Source organism: Bacillus yunxiaonensis (assembly GCF_037104695.1).
Taxonomy (GTDB): Bacteria; Bacillota; Bacilli; order Bacillales; family Bacillaceae_G; genus Bacillus_A; species Bacillus_A yunxiaonensis.
The window spans coordinates 24,333-42,252 of sequence record NZ_JBAWSV010000011.1; the positions used below are offsets into that span (position 1 = coordinate 24,333).

Below are 17,920 nucleotides of genomic sequence, written 5' to 3' on the forward strand. Positions count from 1 at the left end.
CTCCTTAAACATAGGAATCGTTTCTGAAATCTTATAATTACCAAAGTCCTGTCCTAGTAGTCTTCCTTGTGTATTCTAGTCTGTTTCATCATGTATCATTAAGCATATAACAGTCATTTGAACAAACTTTATGATTTTAAAAGTACGTGCTCTATTTCTATTGAAATTTCCTCAGGAATTTGTTTAGACACAGCTTTTACAGTTTCTTCAATTTGTTGAGGGGTAGAAGCACCTGTTAACGCACTAGCTACACTTTTTTGCCGTAGTACCCAAGCGATTGCGAATTCAGTTAAAGACATGTTGCAAGTCTTGGCTATATTTTCTAATCTTTGTGCCGTGAGTAGTGACTCCTTTGTAAAAAGCTTTTTAAAGAATTTATTTACATTTGGATTATTTGCTCTGCTGTTTTCTGGGGTGCGATTGTTATACTTACCAGTTAAGATGCCTTGAGCAAGTGGACTAAAAACGATTTGTGATATTCCTAACTTTTCAGAAACAGGAACGATGTTTTTCTCTATGTCCCGCTTAAGCAGACTGTATTCACATTGATTCACAACAATTCGATTTATTAAATACGTGTCAGAGATATGTATAGCCTCCTCAATTTGTTCCGAATTCCAGTTACTTACCCCAGCGTATAGTATTTTTCCTTGTTTAATTAAATCATCAATTGCTCTTAGGGTTTCTTCTACTGGAGTTTCATAATCGTAACTGTGACAATAGAAAATATCAATGTATTCAAGACTCATTCTTTTTAAGCTTGCATGTACCTGTTCCACAATATGTTTCCGTGATAGTCCTTTGCTGTTAGGCCCTTTTCCGGTAGCCCAATATGCTTTTGTCGCTAACACATATTCGTCCCTAGCAAATGATTTCAAAGCAGATGCTAAAATCCTTTCAGCTTCACCATTTTGATACACGTTTGCTGTATCAAATGAATTAATTCCTAGATCAAATGCCTTATGGATCGTTCGTATGGCATCTTTTTCTGTACCTTTTTCTCCGAATGTTAAGTAACTCCCTAAACTAATTTCACTAATTTTTAAACCTGATTTTCCTAGTCTGTTATATTTCAAATATATCCCCCATAACATAATTTAGTATTTATTAAGGTGGAACGATAGACGGTATATATTTTCCTAAATCCTTAATATTTAGTTAAATGAATTTTTAATGCTATTGATACTTATATAAAAATGAGATTTTTTAATATTTTCAATGTTTTATTCTCTTTTTCCTTCAACTATTGTAATTCGGAGAAAACAAATGTTATTTCAATTCTTTCATGGGAAATACGTTATTTCTCTCAAAATCACTAATGATTTTTGGAAGCAGTAGTAATCGTAATGGATCTTTTGTTGACCATTGGTAATCGATATGTTCCTTTGAGAGAACTACGCATAAGTATGTAAGAATAATTACTTGTCTTGTTAGGCTATTTTTGCAAGGGTTTGCATATAAAATCGTTTCAATTGAAACAATTTTATATGCAACTTTATCATCATTAGATCGTTGTATAATTAATCCTTTTCTTAAATTTATTGATAATATTTAAATGCTACTGTAAAATTATACTAGTTTCTATTTATGCAAACGTTTTCGTAGAAAGGGATGTTAGTTTATAATCTACAATTAACCTTTATTTTATAGAAGGCAGGTGTAATAGAATGAAGGAATTTATTTGATTGCTATAATACTTTAGCTGTATAACGGCTAATATTTGTAAAAGGGGAAGTAGGGGATTTATAAATGATTGAAGTAAAGAATGTTACGAAAAGCTATAAGATTTTAGAGCGAAAGCCAGGTTTAATGGGTGCAATAAAAGCTTTAATAAAACGTAAATATTATGATAAGCAAGCAGTAAAACCAATTTCTTTTTCTGTTGAAAAAGGAGAAATGGTCGGGTATATCGGATTCAACGGTGCTGGAAAGTCAACCACTATTAAGATGTTGTGTGGAATCTTAACTCCAGATACTGGCGAAATTAAGGTGAATGGAATTATTCCATACAAAAACCGACAGGAAAATGCTAAAAATATTGGAGCCGTTTTTGGCCAACGTACACAACTTGCTTGGGATATTCCAGTGCGGGAATCTTTTGAACTATTAAAACATGTTTATGAGATACCAGAAACAAAATATCAGGAAATGTTGTATTTATTTGAGGATGTATTGGATCTAGGGACTTTAATGCCATTACCTGTTCGCCAGTTATCACTCGGACAAAAAATGCGTTGTGAGTTGGCTGCTGCTTTTCTTCATCAACCTTCTGTTGTGTTCCTAGATGAACCTACAATTGGTCTAGATATTGATGTAAAGGTGAAAATACGTAGTTTTATTAAGGAAATGAATAAGAAACTGGACGCAACAGTTGTATTAACTACACATGATATGCAGGATATAGAAGAGCTTTGCCAGCGGATTATTATTATTGATAAAGGGTCTATTATGTATGATGGAGACTTACAGGATCTTAAAGATCGTTTTTCTTATAATCGCATCCTATCTTTAGAATTAGAAGAGCACACAATGTTTGAAATTCCTGTATCATTACAAAATGATATCGTGATACATAAGAGTGAAGCAGAAAATTTATCTCACGTAGAGCTAAGTTTTCACACAAAGACTGTTTCATCTGAATTTGTGCTTTCAGAACTCGCAAGACACAATAAAATATCAGACTTGACTATTTCAAATCCTAAATTAGAGACGATTATTAAAGATCTTTATCAGCATGGAGGTGAGGAATCCCTTGAGGAAATATTGGGAAATGCTTAAAGTGCAGATAAAGCTAGATACTTCTTATGCAGCATGGTATTGGGCAGGTACATTTGCGATTATTGTTAAATTATGTACGTTGTATTATTTTTGGACTGCTGTTTACGAGAATAAACAGACTGTTGGAGCACTTTCACTAACTAATATGCTAACTTATATGGTGATTGCTTTATTATTGGAACAATATGTATCAGGCGTTGGGGACAATTTAGCTAGAATGATTAAACAAGGCGACATAGCACTGGAACTTATGAAGCCGTACCATTTGTTAGACAAACTGGTAGCTATGGATATAGGACAAAAAATTTCTAATTCTATTCGGACAACGTTTCCTATGTTACTGTTTTCCATTTGGTTTATAGGGATAGAACTACCACAATCATTAGAGTCTTTTGGATTATTTATCATCAGTGTAATATTAGGTGTTTTAATCGGGACACAATTAGACCTTATTATTGGTATATTAGCATTCTGGACCGTTAACGTATGGGGGCTGCGCCTTCTGCGAGACTCTATTATTCAGTTCTGTTCTGGTGCACTCGTCCCATTATCGCTTTATCCACACTGGTTTCAAGAGATTAGTATATTCTTACCATTTCAGTCTATGGTCTATATACCTGTTTCTATTTATACAGGTGCTATTTCAGGTTCTGCGGCTTACATAGCCATTGCGACACAATTTATATGGTTCATTCTCATTGCAGTTCTTGCCCGATTCTTATGGGCTCTCGCAATTCGGAAAATCACAATATTTGGGGGGTGAGTGGCGTGTTACACACTCTTAAACGGTACGCATTCTTGTACACTGTCTATTTTAAACAGCATTTAAAAGTTATGATGGAGTATAAAGTAGACTTTCTTATAGGGATTTCGTCTGTTTTTATTCAACAATTTGCATCTATTTTTTTTATAAAAGTGGTATTTGATCATATTGAAACTTTAAAGGGGTGGAATTTCTATCAAATCCTTTTAATCTATGGCATTGCCTTTGCAGGAAGGGCAATTCATCATATTTTCTTTGATAACTTGTGGACGATTGGATGGCAATACATTCGGACAGGAAATTTAGACCGTTTGCTTATCCGCCCTATTAACCCACTGTTCCAAATTGTAGCAGAGCGCGTTCAACAGGATGGATTTGGCCAACTTATAATAGGGGGAGTTGTTCTTTATTATTCCATTAGTAATTTAGATATTGCTATGACAGTAGGAAATGTATTAATGCTGCTTGTCATGATTATTTCTAGTGGGTTTATTTTTGTTGCATTAAATCTGTTTTTTATTACGTTTTCCTTTTGGATGACAGATAGTATTCCTGTTGTATCAGCGGTATTTAGTTTAAGCGATTTTTCACGTTATCCAATTACTATCTATAATAAAGTTATAGCATTTATTTTAACATTTATTATTCCTTACAGTTTTACATCTTTTTATCCAGCTGCCTTTTTCTTTGATAAGGGGTACAAATGGATTTCTTTGTGCACACCATTCGTTGCCATAATACTATGTTTCATTGCTTATCGTTTCTGGAAATATGGATTAAGTGTATTTACGAGTACAGGAAGTTGATTTTAAGAACCCCTCTGAAGTAACTACAAATTTATTTTCAAATTTAAAGAATGACCCTGATGAATATGCAAGAAAGTCGATTGGAAATGCAATTCTTGATATTTCAAAAAAACATCGAGAGTTAATTCAGGAGGAGTTAAGCAATTGGAACTACAAAGAACCAGTTGTATTATTTACGTATCAAACTGGAAGTCGGCATATGATTTGAGATAAATGCTGTTTGGGCTAGTAGTGATAAATTTTTACATAAGGAGTCTAGTTATGGAGAAACATATATTAGAAGATTATTGTCGAAATCAGCCTGGAGCAATTCATGATTACAAAATAGAATGGCAAGCAGATCGTTATCAAGTGGGAGGGAAAATGTTTGCTATGTTTGGTGGGGATTCAGTGGGCAAGCCTATACTATCATTGAAATGTAATCCAGAGCGTGCTGAATATTTAAGGGAATCATACGAAGATATTATCCCTGGATATTACCTGAATAAAGTGCACTGGAATTCCATTTATTTAGATGCTGATATTCCTAAAGAGTTATGGGAGAAGTTAATTATTCATTCCTATGAACTAGTTTTTCAAAAGTTGCCTAAAAAGATTCAAAAAGAAATTGGTAGTAGGGAATAGAGCATGAAACAATGAACGGATGAGATTAAAGAACTAAAAAAGGACTTAATGTGAACTGTACTCCTAATCATAGACACTAAAAAAGTTCATGGTTTGGGTGATGTGCACCCTAATAGTTAGACCAAAAATCTAACTATTAGGGTGTTTATTTTGGTTAAATATGATTTTGAATTAAAATTGCGTATTATTGAAGAATACTTTGAACGAGTTAGACAATGGATTAGCCTGTATAAAAAGTTTGGTGCTGAGGGACTAAAAAGAAAAACTCCTCTTACTCTATTCGCTTTATTCTGAATGTTATAAACTGGAATAAAAAATGATATAGGAGAAAGATGATGACAATGAAATTAGTAAAACCAACACACCACCATAGGAAACAAATCATGGCTTATCGGCAGGCATTCCTAAATTCAAGAGAACAACCGTATGGTAGTTGTTCCTTGCAACATTTTGATTCCATTGACGAATGGCTTGAAAAAGTCAAAATTCAAGAAAAAGGAGAAAATTTACCGCCAAATCGAGTTCCATCCACTCAGTTTTTGAGCATTGAAAATGGGGAATTAGTCGGTTTAATCAATATCCGCCATCGATTAACGCCAGAATTACTGATGGAGAGCGGACATATCGGTTATAGCGTGCACCCTGAAGAACGTCGAAAGGGTTACGCCACTGAGCAACTTCAGCTTTCCTTAATTGAAGTGAAAAAATTAGGGTTAGAGAAAGTGTTGATAACTTGTGACAAAGCAAATATCGGTTCTGCCAAAACCATTCAAAAAGTTGGTGGTATCTTAGAAAATGAAGTAATTTCCCCTGATACTGGCGAAATTGTTCAGCGTTATTGGATAGAACTATGATTTAGCAGATTTTCAAAAATCATACTTGAAATCGTATCGAAACTGGATGATAACTAAAAGAAAAATTGGAGTAAGGAATCACTTCGAAAAAGTCTAACTTTTGGAGTTCAGTGCAAATTGCACCTCTTTTTGTCATTGGATGGTTAAGAAATGATTCGCTTTTTTACTTTCAATAACATGCGTTATATCAACTTTGTATATATGATATTCATACCTAAATAGATGATAAAAAGCTCTCTAGTTTTAAGGAGAGCTTTTTATCATTTACTTTTGATCGAACACAAATATTTCTTTATATTTTCTTGCTTTTATCGTTTTACCATCAGAGAATGTCTTAGGTAGCTCTTCCTCCCATGTAATGATAACGGTAATACCCTTTGCTTTTACTGACACAGGAAAGTTAGAAAAATGGAATTCATTATTGGGAACTGTTCTTTCAGTTTCTGGTGCGTCCATGTTTGCCCGCAAAGTTTTGGAATCATTAAAGTTACTGTATATATCTACATCTAAATTATAAGCATTTTTCCCCATGTTCTTCACATCTAGACTATATGTATTAACTAGGCCTGGTTTTGGTTTTGAAAGCCTGGGCTCATCGTCAGATTTATTAATTTTTAAATACCAACGTTCAGAGGACTTTGAAATAGGCAGATCACTAAACGAGGAAGCTTTCGCTAATATATTGCTACTGAATATAAAACACACCATACAAAAAAGAACAACTGTTATCTTTCGCATATTCCAACCTCCAAAGTACAGGATTTTATCTTATTTACTATTTCCTGAAATAAAAGGTGATATGTACTAAATGATTAGCGATAAAATATGGGAGAATGGATAGCTGCTTCCGATAGCACTGATTATGTGAAAGGAGAGTAGTTAGTACTATTTAATAACAAGAAGGCTTGTCCGTAATTATATTAACAATGTGATGTGTAGTGATTACAAAGAAAAGAAGTGCGCTTCGCACTTCTTTTTAAAGTCCCGCCGATGGCGGGTTGTAATAAATGGAGGTCTAATTCACATTTATCATAAAGTTATATTATGTATTTTTATAATTAATGTGACTATTGAAAATAATCCGGTTCACTATTACATAAATTCCTATATTTCATACTTATCCTTCCTCACATTTAACATCGCTCAGAATAATATGTATCTAGAGGGTGTGACAATATTGGAAAAAAACGTTGAAATTACAAAAAATATACAAGTCATACGGTCTATCCAACGCGATCTCAATATTGTGACAGTCGCACTATTGTTAACGGGACAAATCACCATTATAGGAGTTTTTGTGACATCAGGAGGGTTTCGCGTTTCATTAGGAGGACCATTAACAGGGGAAGGTCGAATCGAAGGTAAATTTGAAAAACAAACTACGAATGTGATTATTGATGTAATAGACGTTATCCTCGCCGTTTTAATACTCAATGATGAAATTGGTGTTACGGGTAGCTTTATTGCACCTGGCAGATTTACCATTAATGTTAGTGGACCCATTTTTGGTGTTCCTAAACTTGAACCTACTCTTCCTCACTTGAAAAGAGATTATACTTTCTTTCAAAAGATTGTGTCCAAACATTTTGATGTTAATCCTAATTTATTAAAAACACTTACAAAGGAATGATGACATGGCTTTAACGGATATTCCTACTATTCAACCATCTAAAAATGGAGTTTTTCTTCTAGCTATTTCTTTAATTACTTTTATCTTCTTTTTTACCCAACCTAAAGAAGAGATAATGCAATAACCCCCAATAGTCCATATTGGGATTCCGCCCCATCGCCATCAAGCTAACAAATAAAAATACCCCAAAACGAAAAAAGTGAACTTAATTATCATAAATGAATGTAGCGAGAAAAAATTTCGTTTTGGGTGCACTTCAAAATCTTAAGTTGATAGGTATGAGGTGGCATCCAAAAAACGCAGATTTTATACGCTAAGTAATTTCCGACATAAAGATTAAATTGGATAACTGAAACAAGGAAGACTGCCCATTTTGATTATTGGGCAGTTTTCCTTGTTATAAAACTAAACAAATTTTTTATCAGTATAGAAATATCTATAGTGAAATGATGTCGGTTTAAATTTGTAGTGTTTGCACCTCTTTTTATCAGTTATTTTTTATCAAATTTCATAAAATAAAAACTTGACTCAAAAGATTCGTCATTCAACGAACTTTTGAGTCAGCCTCTTTGATTTATAGATTGAGTTAAGGGATAGTATACAGGATAGTGGCTGCAGCTCCATCCGTTAGGGCACCGTCACTAGTAACAACTTGAACAGATTCCTACATCACACCATATGTGCCTATGTGAAATTTATTCGATTTTCCGAATGGGGTAGTACTAGCAAAACACAGTAAACATTCATTAAGACACTACGAAATGTTAGCGGGACCCATTATGCTGTAGATTGATCTAGAAGACGAATAATCTTTTTATAATCTATGCTTGCTAGAATGCTTAGTCCAATTAAAAATAAAATGGTTCCACCTATTAGAATTACATGACCTGTATATGACTCCTTAGCTTCTTGCAATTCTACAATTGTTTGTGATTCTTGATTCATGTGTAGGCCCCCTCAAAAAAACTTTTATATTACTGTATGTGTAATGCCTAGAAAGTGTTAAAAGTCATAAGTTACATTTGGTCCATTACCACATAAATTCCTACATTATGCAAAATAGGTACAGTGGGAAGAAGTATTAAAAACTAACTAATAAAAACAAGACCCCTAACTCATTTATAGTTAGGGGTCTTGTTTTTGTGCAAGGATATAAAAATTAATAGTTTACTAGTTATTTCTTAAATCTATATGGAACAGTTGAAACGATAACATTCTTCTTATATAAAAGGTATATTCTTAATAAAACACTTGATTGGTTGTGTAAAATGTTATGCCAACTTTTTTTCGTTATAAATTGCGGAATGAGCACAGTAACTGACTGATGATCTTCCTGTGCTTTATCTTGAATCATAGCTACTAATTTTGTAAGAGGTCTCATTAAGCTTCTGTAAGAAGAAACCACTGTAATAAGACGAACATCTGGTTTCCATTCTTTCCATTTTTGTTGCATTTTTATTTCACTTTCTTTGTCGAAGGCTACATATACGGCGATGACAGTATCACCAATAGCCTCGGCATAATTAATGGATTGCTCGACTACTTTTGTGATTCCTGCAACAGGTACGATGACAATGTTCCCTTCAAATTTGTGAGAAACTGCATTTGGATCGATGCGTAGTTGTTCTCCAACGGAATCGTAATGTTTATAAATACGATGACAGGTGTACACAATAATTGGCAGGAATATAACGACAGACCATACTTGTGTAAACTTTGTGATAAAGAAAATCAATAATACAGAAAGTGAAATAAGCGCCCCTACTAAATTTGTTAGTAATTTAGGTAACCATCCTTTTGGTTTTTCGCGTAACCATTTTACAATCATCCCTGTTTGCGACAAGGTGAAAGGAAGGAATACACCAACTGCGTACAGTGGAATTAATTGTTCTGTTTTTCCTTGAAACGCAATTATTAAAATAATAGAAGCGATTCCTAGTGTCATAATTCCATTTGAGTATCCTAAGCGATCACCGCGCATTAAAAACATGCGAGGCATGTATTTATCTGATGCCAGGTTGAAAGCTAATAATGGGAATGCAGAGAATCCCGTATTAGCAGCTAATACTAAAATAAGTGCTGTTGTTCCTTGTATAAAGTAGTAAACATAACTTCTTCCGAATACATCTGATGCAATTTGAGATACAACAGTTTCAGTAGGCTTCGGAGCAATACCGTACCAAAATGCCAAAACTGTGATTCCAGTAAATAAGACTGCTAGAATTGTTCCCATCAAAACTAATGTTTTGGCCGCATTTTTAGCAGCGGGTTCTTTAAAATTAGGAATAGCATTTGAAATAGCCTCTACACCTGTTAATGCAGAACATCCAGATGAGAATGCTTTTAATAAAAAGAATAATGTAACTCCCGGTACTACAGTACCAATAGGTGTATGTAAGGTTGCTGGCGCTTGTCCAGTTACGATTTTAAACACTCCAACAGTAATTAATAAAATGAGTGCTAATACGAAGAGATAGACAGGATAAGCTAGAATAGAAGCGGATTCTGTAACTCCTCTAAGATTCAGGATTGTAATGAAAATAACAAGTATGACCGCGATTGGAACGGTATACTGATGTAAAACCGGAAACGCAGATGTAATCGCATCTGTTCCCGCTGATACACTTACAGCTACGGTAAGGATATAATCTACCAGTAAGGAGCCGCCAGCAACGAGTCCGGCATTTATACCTAAATTTGTCTTAGAAACAACGTAAGCTCCTCCTCCATGCGGATAGGCAAAAATAATTTGTCTGTACGATAAAATCAGTGCGGTTAATAAAATAAGAACCCCGATTGCAATTGGAATAGAGTACCAAAAGGCAATCGATCCAAGTGCTGCAAGAACAATTAAAATTTGTTCCGTTCCATAAGCAACAGAAGAAAGAGCATCAGATGACAGAATAGCTAATGCTTTTAGTTTATTTAATTTTTGTTCACCTAAGGCGTTTGATTTAAGAGGTCTACCAATTAAAAACCTTTTGAATGATGAAAACATGGATGCACCACCAATATATAAATTTTCCAATGAACAGAATATCACAATTGATAGCGAGTGAATAGATATTTTTATTATGAATTCTTTATCATTTAATAATAAATTGACAAAACAGTGACAGAATAACCTTTTTACTATATAAAAAGAATGGATATAGAGGAGATAGAAGGGGAGAGGTTAAGTCGCTTTTCTTTGTATTGGGAAGCCCATAAATGATGGTGTATATAGTAATTAGAAATAAAATTCAACAAAACTCCTTTTCTATCATTTCGTATCATTCGTTCAGTAATGCAAGTTAATGTTTGCGTTGTATTGTTAAGAAACAAAATTTTTTTAACACAGATAATTCCAATGAAGTTCTTTATGATTACTCGCTAGGAGCTATAAATAAGCAAAGTATTAAAGATATATTACCTAAAGTAAACGGTATAGCTTGTGATACGTGTTGATATTCTTTAAAGAGATATGTATACACAAAATACTGAAAATTATGTTAAAATAATGTTAACTATTTGAAAAGGGGGGTTCTATTATGAAAAAAGATCGTCTTGCAAAAGTAGATTTAACCAAAAAAATTGAATCGAAACAAAAATATAATAAGAAACTTGAAAAGTATCAAATGCGTTTACTAGCGTTACAGCAGATTTTACGAGAAGAAAAAATAGCCGTTATTTTGGCTATGGAAGGTTGGGATGCTGCTGGAAAGGGGGGAGCAATTAAACGAATTACCGAGCACCTTGATCCGCGTGGACTGCAAGTAAATCCAATTGGTGCGCCCGCTCCCCATGAAAAACGTTATCATTATCTGCAACGATTCTGGCGGAAAATCCCGCAATATGGCCAAATCACTATTTTCGATCGCTCTTGGTACGGTCGTGTATTGGTTGAACGTGTAGAGGGTTTTGCTACAAAAGAAGAGTGGACTAGAGCATACGATGAAATCAATGATTTTGAAAAACTATTAACAGACGATCATTACATAGTAGCGAAATTTTTCTATCACATTAGCAAAGATGAACAGTTAGCACGATTTAAAGAGCGAGAGCAAAATCCTCTTAAAAAATGGAAAATTACAGATGAAGATTGGCGCAATCGTGAAAAGTGGGATGAATATGTCGATGCAATGGAAGATATGTTTGAAAAAACAGATAAACCGAATGCAAGATGGAATATTATACCTGGCAATGATAAATTATATGCGCGTGTAAAAACATTGAAAGTGATAATCTTATTAATTGAGGACTATTTATTAGAACATGGCATAGAATTACCATCATACTATCATGAAATGAAAGAAGAAAAGCACGAGGACATGTAAGAAGAGCATAAGATATAAGTGTGGGCGAAGTGCTTATTGAAACGAAGGCGTTTTCTTTCGTTTGTTATAGGATAAGACGCATGCGCAAAAAATGATGAATAAAATAGAAAAATAACGATTTTCTTTGTGGAAGTAAATGGAGTTTATTCTTGTGTCAGCTATATAACTGTGCTAAAATTTATGTAACTTTTAATGAACGGAGGGGTCTCCTTTGATCTTAATCAGATTACGTCTCAATACTTTGTGCCAATAATTGAATAGCGCTCAAAGGCTCTGTCTGTGTGCAGAGTGAACGGGATTGGTCTGTCTCTTTAAAGGAACCCTATTAAACTTATATGTGAAAAGAGGGAGGGACGAATACGCCCTCTTTTTGTTTTGCCTTTAAAAACAGAATGATACGATGCATGTATACAAACAATTTTTAGAATTGGTGTATTATGCTGGGTTTGACGACCATTGAACAAGCTAGCGGCGATGTTTTTATGTTTATTTGTCGTGCTCTCATCCGTTTATGAAAAACACAGGCAGTAGCTTGTGTTTTTTATTTTGCGCGTAATCGAAATGGAGGAATAAATATATGGAAAAATTAGTGCAAAAAGCAATATTAGTCGGAGTGAATTTAAATAGTCAAAATGATTTCGAATATTCAATGGAGGAGTTAGCGAATTTAGCGGAAGCGTGCGATGTGGAAGTGATAGGGCAAGTTACACAAAATTTACATCGTGTGAATCCATCCCATTATATTGGAACGGGTAAAATTGAAGAAGTGTCAGCGTTTGTGAAAGAAGCAGATGCAAATTTGGTAATTTTCAACGATGAGTTATCTCCTTCACAAATCCGAAATTTGGAAGCGGATATAGACTGTAAAGTGATTGATCGCACAATTTTAATTTTAGATATTTTTGCGCAGCGTGCCAAGACGAAAGAAGCGCAATTACAGGTTGAAGTCGCGCATTTGCAATATATGATGCCACGTTTAATTGGACTTCGTGAATCGCTTGGAAGACAAAGCGGCGGTGTTGGTACGAGAAACAAAGGTATCGGGGAAAAGAAATTAGAGCTTGATCGCCGTAAGATTGAAGAGCAAATTGCAGCGCTAAATAAAGAGTTAGAAGCACTCACTCTGCATCGTCAAACGCAGCGTAAACAGCGTAAGAAAAATGAAGTACCTGTTGTTTCGTTAGTAGGATATACAAATGCTGGTAAATCAACAACGATGAATGCGATGCTTGAAATATTTAATGGATCTACAGAGAAACAAGTATTTGAGAAAGATATGCTATTTGCGACGCTTGAAACTGCTGTGCGAAATATTCAATTGCCAGATAACAAATCATTTTTATTAACAGATACGGTTGGGTTCGTTAGTAAATTGCCGCATCATCTTGTGAAAGCGTTCCGTTCGACGTTAGAAGAAGTGGCGGAGGCAGATTTACTCATTCATGTTGTCGATTATGCAAATCCAAACTATGAGCATCTCATTGATATTACAAATCAAACGTTAAAACAAATCGGTGTTGAAAATATTCCAACGATTTACGTTTATAATAAAGCAGATGTTATGGATATTGAAATTCCAAAAGTACAAGATAATCGTGTGTATTTGTCGGCTAAACAAAAAATAGGTATGGATGAACTTGTACAAATGATTCGTACGCAAATTTATCAAGATTATACAAAATGTGAAATGTTAATTCCTTATGATCAAGGACAATTAATTTCTTATTTTAACGAACATGCTAATGTCTTATCGACGGACTACGAAAATGAAGGTACGAAGATTACCGTGGAATGTAAAACGAGTGATTTTGAAAAATATAAAAAGTATGTAATATGCTAAAGGGTTCGATTGAAATATGAAGAGAAGAGTTGCTGTATAGCAACTCTTCTTTTTCGTTATTGTTTCTTTGCATATACACATGTATCTCGTAATTCAGCACCATCTACAGATACACTGTTATTCTCTAAAATGCCCTCTAATTTAAAGCCTAGTTTTTCGGGGATAGCACGGCTTTTTACATTTCTTGAGTCACATCGGATTTCCACTCGATTTGCTTGTAATTCGTTAAAGGCAAAATCTACAATTCCTGTAACAGCTTCTGTCATGTATCCGTTCCCGCTAAAACGGGAATGAATCCAATAGCCAATCTCAAATTTCGGAATATCCCAGTTTATACGATGTAAACCTGAAGAGGCAACAAATTCACCTGTCTCTTTAAGAAAAACGAGTAAACGTAAATCTTCACGTGCTAAGAATTTTACGTGAGAATCTCTAATATTTGCTTCTACTTCTTGTTCTGTTTGTTCTTTTTGTGCAAAAGGCATCCAAGGTTTTAACTCTTCAATAGACTCATTGATTGCATGATATACTTCTTTTCCATCCCCGGGTTTTGGCATTCGTATGAGAAGTCTTTCAGTATAAAATTCAGAAGGAAAGTTTAATAATAATGGATTCATAGTAGATGCTCCTTACTTGTTCTTTTATATTATAATACTTGAATGGATGTATATGGTAAATGGTTTTCTGAATTTTAAAAACTAATAAAAAAGGGTATTTACTAGATTTCAACTTTTACGTATTTTTCATACAACAGTAAGCAGAGAAGTGGAAAAAGGTGAAAAAGAGGTATAAAATAGGTTTTGTTTAAAAAGTCAGAAAAGTAAGCGGGTGTATGAAATATATGCACAGGCTATTTTCAGCACAGAAGGAGAGGAGCGTGTAACATGCAGATAGCACAAAAGCCGAATGCGATGACGACACCAACGATTTACCGTATTTTATTTGCGATTAGCTTCGGTCATTTTCTTAATGACTCGATGCAGGCAGTTGTGCCAGCGCTATTTCCAATTTTGGAAAAGTCGATGAATTTATCTTATATGCAGGTGGGATGGATTGCTTTTGCTTTGAATATGACATCATCCATTATGCAGCCGATGTTTGGGATGTATTCAGATAAGAAGCCATCCCCGTATTTACTACCACTTGGAATGTTCTCGAGTATGCTTGGGATGATTGGACTTGCGTTTGCACCGAACTTTTATATCGTTATTTTATCTGTTTTATTTATTGGACTTGGATCCGCTGTCTTTCATCCAGAAGGAGCACGTGTTGCTTATATGGCAGCAGGAGCAAAGAGAGGTTTAGCGCAATCAATTTATCAGGTAGGAGGAAATACTGGGAATTCACTTGCGCCAATTTTTACAGCACTCGTATTTGTTCCACTTGGTCAAATTGGGACAGTATGGTTTACAGGCTTTGCGGTGGTCGGAATTGTCTTATTATACTTTGTTTCTACATGGTATAAAGGGGAGTTAGAAAGCGGGGCCGTAAGAAGAAAGAAACGAGCTGCACTAGAAGCGGAAAGTCTAGTAATAAGCAGTCGAGTTAAGTTTGTTATTGTTTTACTTGTATTTTTAACGTTTGTTCGTTCATGGTATGGAGCAGGGATAGGAAACTTTTATCAATTTTATTTAATTGAGCATTACGGACTATCTATTAAAAATGCACAGTTTTATGTATTTGCTTTCATGATTGCCGGGGTACTTGGAACGTTTTTTGGAGGACCGTTAGCTGATCGATTTGGAAAGCGAAATATTATTGTTTTTTCAATGCTTGGCTCAGCACCTTTAGCACTGTTATTACCACATGTTTCGCTTGTTTGGGTTGTACCATTATTTCTTTGTATTGGATTTATTAGTTCTAGTAGTTTTAGTGTTATTGTTGTGTATGCACAGGAGCTTGTTCCTGGAAAAGTCGGCATGGTATCAGGTTTAATTGTTGGGCTTGCATTTGGACTTGGGGCATTAGGAGCGGTTATACTTGGGAAATTGGCAGATATATATAGCCTTAACTTCATTATGTTGCTATGTAGCATGTTGCCGTTAATTGGTTTATCATCATGGCTACTGCCAAATGATCGTAAAACGATGTAGAAATGGATGGAATAGGAGCCTCGAATATGAAAATATATCATAACGTTACAGAATTAATTGGAAATACACCTGTTGTACGTTTATCTCGCATTGTTCCAGAAGATGCGGCTGATATATATGTAAAATTAGAGATGTTTAACCCGTCACGTAGTGTGAAGGACCGTGCGGCTTATAATTTAATTCATATGGCAGAAGAAAATGGATTTATACGACCTGGAGATACAATTATTGAACCGACAAGTGGTAATACAGGAATAGGGTTGGCGATGAATGCAGCTGCGAAAGGATATAAAGCAATTCTTATTATGCCTGACAATATGTCTAAAGAGCGCATTAACTTGCTGAAGGCATACGGAGCTGAAGTAGTACTGACACCAGCTGCTGAACGGATGCCGGGGGCAATTGCAAAAGCATTGGAATTGCAGCAGCAAATTCCAGGCAGCTTTATTCCACAGCAGTTTGAGAATAAAGCAAATCCTGATATTCATCGCACTACAACAGCAGTTGAAATTTATAAACAAATGAACGGTGAATTAGATGCATTTGTCGCAACTGCTGGAACAGGTGGAACCATTACAGGGACAGGAGAAACATTACGAGAAAAGCTTCCTGATTTATATATTGCAGTTGTGGAACCGAAAGGATCTCCCGTTTTATCAGGTGGTACTCCGGGCCCGCATAAACTAGTGGGAACAAGTCCAGGGTTTATTCCAAAAAACTTGAATACAGAGATTTATAATGAAATCATTCAAATTGCTGATGAAGATGCAATTGAGACAATGAGAAAGCTTGCGAAAGAAGAAGGAATTTTAGTAGGACCATCATCAGGAGCTTCTGTGTTTGCTGCGATTACGCTAGCGAAAAAACTAGGTGTCGGGAAAAAAGTATTATGTATTGCGCCAGATACAGGAGAACGGTATTTGAGTATGGGGTTATTTGAATAATTGCTATGAAGGAGGATGTATGTGAAACATACATCCTCTATTTCTGTTTGTTACATATTTTCAGTATGTAGCATCTTGGATTCTTTTAATTTGTTTTTTTACTCAAAACAGACCAGTGTGTTGGACGAGAAAGCAAATGAGGTAATTTTGTGTGTGCATCGCCCTTTGCTGAGTTAATTTGAACTTGGGTGAGAAAAATACTCTCTGTGAGATTTGCTCCGCTAAGGTCGGCGTCTCGTAAATCAGCACCGATAAGGTCAGCCGCTCTCAAATCGGCGCCTCGGAGATCGGCAGCAATAAGGTATGCTCCTCTTAAATTTGCTCCTCTGAGATCTGCTCCTTTAAGCTTTGCACCCATGAGATTTGCTCCCCGATGGTTAATTCTCTTGCTTTTTTTTGAATTCTTATGTTGGCGACGTGCCTCCGTCCATACTAGTTCACTTGTTTTTAAAAGCAGAGCGTTGACATTTGCTCGGTGTAATGGAACGTCTAGCTCCATGAGTGAATCGGGATTCAGTTGAGAAAGTCGTTCCGTCTCATCAAGCGCGAGGCTAAGCTCTCGGTGAATCGGACGAGTTGCTTTCAACATTAAGGCTTCAGTTAAATACCAGAGCATTTCATGGAGTTGTTGCATAATTGGAAACACATTGTACATTTTCTGCGCTTTTTTTGGATCTTTAAGCCAGTCTATTCCTTCGAAAGTGACTTGGGAAACCTTTTGTCCTGCGCCGAAGCATTCAAAAACGGTACATCCTTTAAACCCTTGCTGTCTGAGGTCTTTATGAATACTGCAGCGAAAGTCCGATTGCAGATTAGGGCAGGGTTTGCCACCATCTTTATCAATTGCAAAATCTGCCGAAGCTGCGAAGGGTAGTGCAACACAACATAAGCCGAAACAGTTTTCACAGTCAGCGCGCAAATCGTTACGACTTAAGTCGTGTTTTGGATCATCATGGTTCTCGATCAATATGTGGACCTCCTTAGTTTCCGTATTAATTTTATAAATTAATAGATAAGATTAATAGTTTGGTTGTTGCTTCATTTATGTTAAAAAGCGCCTTCCATTTTAAATACTATTACTCAATAATTTCACAGTCAATTATTGAGTAATAGTATTTAGGGGGGAGTTTTAGAAAAGATGTCTTTTAGATAAATATTTACTACAACTAACCTACTACGTTAGTGCGATGTGAAAAAAATAAGTTGTTCAACTGTATTTCAAATAAATATCGTACATATTATATCATCTTCTAAAATGGTAGTTACTTTATT

17 protein-coding genes are annotated in these 17,920 nt (G+C 35.2%); 11 read left to right on the top strand and 6 right to left on the bottom strand.

Annotated features, from left to right (window positions below; translation table 11 throughout):
• Positions 1 to 128 precede the first annotated feature (128 nt).
• The gene (locus tag WAX78_RS22580; RefSeq protein WP_336484290.1) at positions 129 to 1,076 is read right to left on the bottom strand and encodes an aldo/keto reductase family protein; all 948 of its coding nucleotides are present in this window, start codon (positions 1,074 to 1,076) and stop codon (positions 129 to 131) included.
• A gap of 673 nt (positions 1,077 to 1,749) precedes the next feature.
• Here WAX78_RS22580 and WAX78_RS22585 point away from each other — a divergent pair.
• From WAX78_RS22585 to WAX78_RS22610, 6 genes are all read left to right on the top strand, one after another.
• Entirely contained in the window at positions 1,750 to 2,778 is a 1,029-nt protein-coding gene (locus WAX78_RS22585) for an ABC transporter ATP-binding protein (protein WP_336484291.1), read from the top strand.
• Positions 2,771 to 3,541, top strand: a complete 771-nt coding sequence (locus tag WAX78_RS22590; protein ID WP_336484292.1) for an ABC transporter permease — start codon at positions 2,771 to 2,773, stop codon at positions 3,539 to 3,541. The genes WAX78_RS22585 and WAX78_RS22590 overlap by 8 nt, the downstream gene beginning before the upstream one ends.
• A gap of 5 nt (positions 3,542 to 3,546) precedes the next feature.
• The gene (locus WAX78_RS22595) at positions 3,547 to 4,347 is read left to right on the top strand and encodes an ABC transporter permease (RefSeq protein WP_336484293.1); all 801 of its coding nucleotides are present in this window, start codon (positions 3,547 to 3,549) and stop codon (positions 4,345 to 4,347) included.
• Complete coding sequence (locus WAX78_RS22600; RefSeq protein WP_336484294.1) at positions 4,322 to 4,555, top strand: hypothetical protein; 234 nt, start codon at positions 4,322 to 4,324, stop codon at positions 4,553 to 4,555. Before WAX78_RS22595 ends, WAX78_RS22600 begins: the two co-directional genes overlap by 26 nt.
• 53 nt (positions 4,556 to 4,608) lie before the next feature.
• A complete protein-coding gene (locus tag WAX78_RS22605; protein ID WP_336484295.1) occupies positions 4,609 to 4,971 on the top strand; it encodes an MmcQ/YjbR family DNA-binding protein in 363 nt (120 codons plus the stop codon).
• A gap of 341 nt (positions 4,972 to 5,312) precedes the next feature.
• A complete protein-coding gene (locus WAX78_RS22610) occupies positions 5,313 to 5,825 on the top strand; it encodes a GNAT family N-acetyltransferase (RefSeq protein WP_336484373.1) in 513 nt (170 codons plus the stop codon).
• A 264-nt stretch (positions 5,826 to 6,089) separates the two neighbouring features.
• On the opposite strand, the gene WAX78_RS22615 is transcribed toward WAX78_RS22610, so the two are convergent.
• The gene (locus WAX78_RS22615) at positions 6,090 to 6,563 is read right to left on the bottom strand and encodes a hypothetical protein (RefSeq protein ID WP_336484296.1); all 474 of its coding nucleotides are present in this window, start codon (positions 6,561 to 6,563) and stop codon (positions 6,090 to 6,092) included.
• Positions 6,564 to 6,993: 430 nt separating this feature from the next.
• On the opposite strand from WAX78_RS22615, the gene WAX78_RS22620 reads away from it, so the two are divergent.
• Positions 6,994 to 7,455 carry a hypothetical protein gene (locus WAX78_RS22620; RefSeq protein WP_336484374.1) on the top strand — a complete coding sequence of 154 codons (462 nt, stop codon included), beginning with the start codon at positions 6,994 to 6,996 and terminating at the stop codon, positions 7,453 to 7,455.
• 777 nt (positions 7,456 to 8,232) lie between these two features.
• Here WAX78_RS22620 and WAX78_RS22625 read toward each other — a convergent pair.
• Positions 8,233 to 8,400 carry a hypothetical protein gene (locus tag WAX78_RS22625; RefSeq protein WP_336484297.1) on the bottom strand — a complete coding sequence of 56 codons (168 nt, stop codon included), beginning with the start codon at positions 8,398 to 8,400 and terminating at the stop codon, positions 8,233 to 8,235.
• A 229-nt stretch (positions 8,401 to 8,629) separates the two neighbouring features.
• Positions 8,630 to 10,453: an APC family permease gene (locus WAX78_RS22630; protein WP_336484298.1), complete on the bottom strand. Its 1,824-nt coding sequence runs from the start codon at positions 10,451 to 10,453 to the stop codon at positions 8,630 to 8,632.
• Between the two features lie 532 nt (positions 10,454 to 10,985).
• On the opposite strand from WAX78_RS22630, the gene WAX78_RS22635 reads away from it, so the two are divergent.
• Both WAX78_RS22635 and hflX read left to right on the top strand, forming a co-directional pair.
• Entirely contained in the window at positions 10,986 to 11,771 is a 786-nt protein-coding gene (locus WAX78_RS22635) for a polyphosphate kinase 2 family protein (RefSeq protein WP_336484299.1), read from the top strand.
• 577 nt (positions 11,772 to 12,348) lie between these two features.
• Entirely contained in the window at positions 12,349 to 13,611 is a 1,263-nt protein-coding gene (hflX, locus tag WAX78_RS22640; protein WP_336484300.1) for a GTPase HflX, read from the top strand.
• Positions 13,612 to 13,667: 56 nt separating this feature from the next.
• On the opposite strand, the gene WAX78_RS22645 is transcribed toward hflX, so the two are convergent.
• Entirely contained in the window at positions 13,668 to 14,228 is a 561-nt protein-coding gene (locus tag WAX78_RS22645) for a GNAT family N-acetyltransferase (RefSeq protein ID WP_336484301.1), read from the bottom strand.
• Between the two features lie 267 nt (positions 14,229 to 14,495).
• Between WAX78_RS22645 and WAX78_RS22650 the strand changes: the two genes are divergently transcribed.
• Both WAX78_RS22650 and cysK read left to right on the top strand, forming a co-directional pair.
• Positions 14,496 to 15,704, top strand: coding sequence for an MFS transporter (locus WAX78_RS22650; RefSeq protein ID WP_336484302.1), 1,209 nt, complete (start codon positions 14,496 to 14,498; stop codon positions 15,702 to 15,704).
• A 26-nt stretch (positions 15,705 to 15,730) separates the two neighbouring features.
• Positions 15,731 to 16,648, top strand: a complete 918-nt coding sequence (cysK, locus tag WAX78_RS22655; RefSeq protein ID WP_336484303.1) for a cysteine synthase A — start codon at positions 15,731 to 15,733, stop codon at positions 16,646 to 16,648.
• An 85-nt stretch (positions 16,649 to 16,733) separates the two neighbouring features.
• On the opposite strand, the gene WAX78_RS22660 is transcribed toward cysK, so the two are convergent.
• A complete protein-coding gene (locus WAX78_RS22660) occupies positions 16,734 to 17,615 on the bottom strand; it encodes a pentapeptide repeat-containing protein (protein ID WP_413789227.1) in 882 nt (293 codons plus the stop codon).
• Between the last annotated feature and the right edge of the window lie 305 nt (positions 17,616 to 17,920).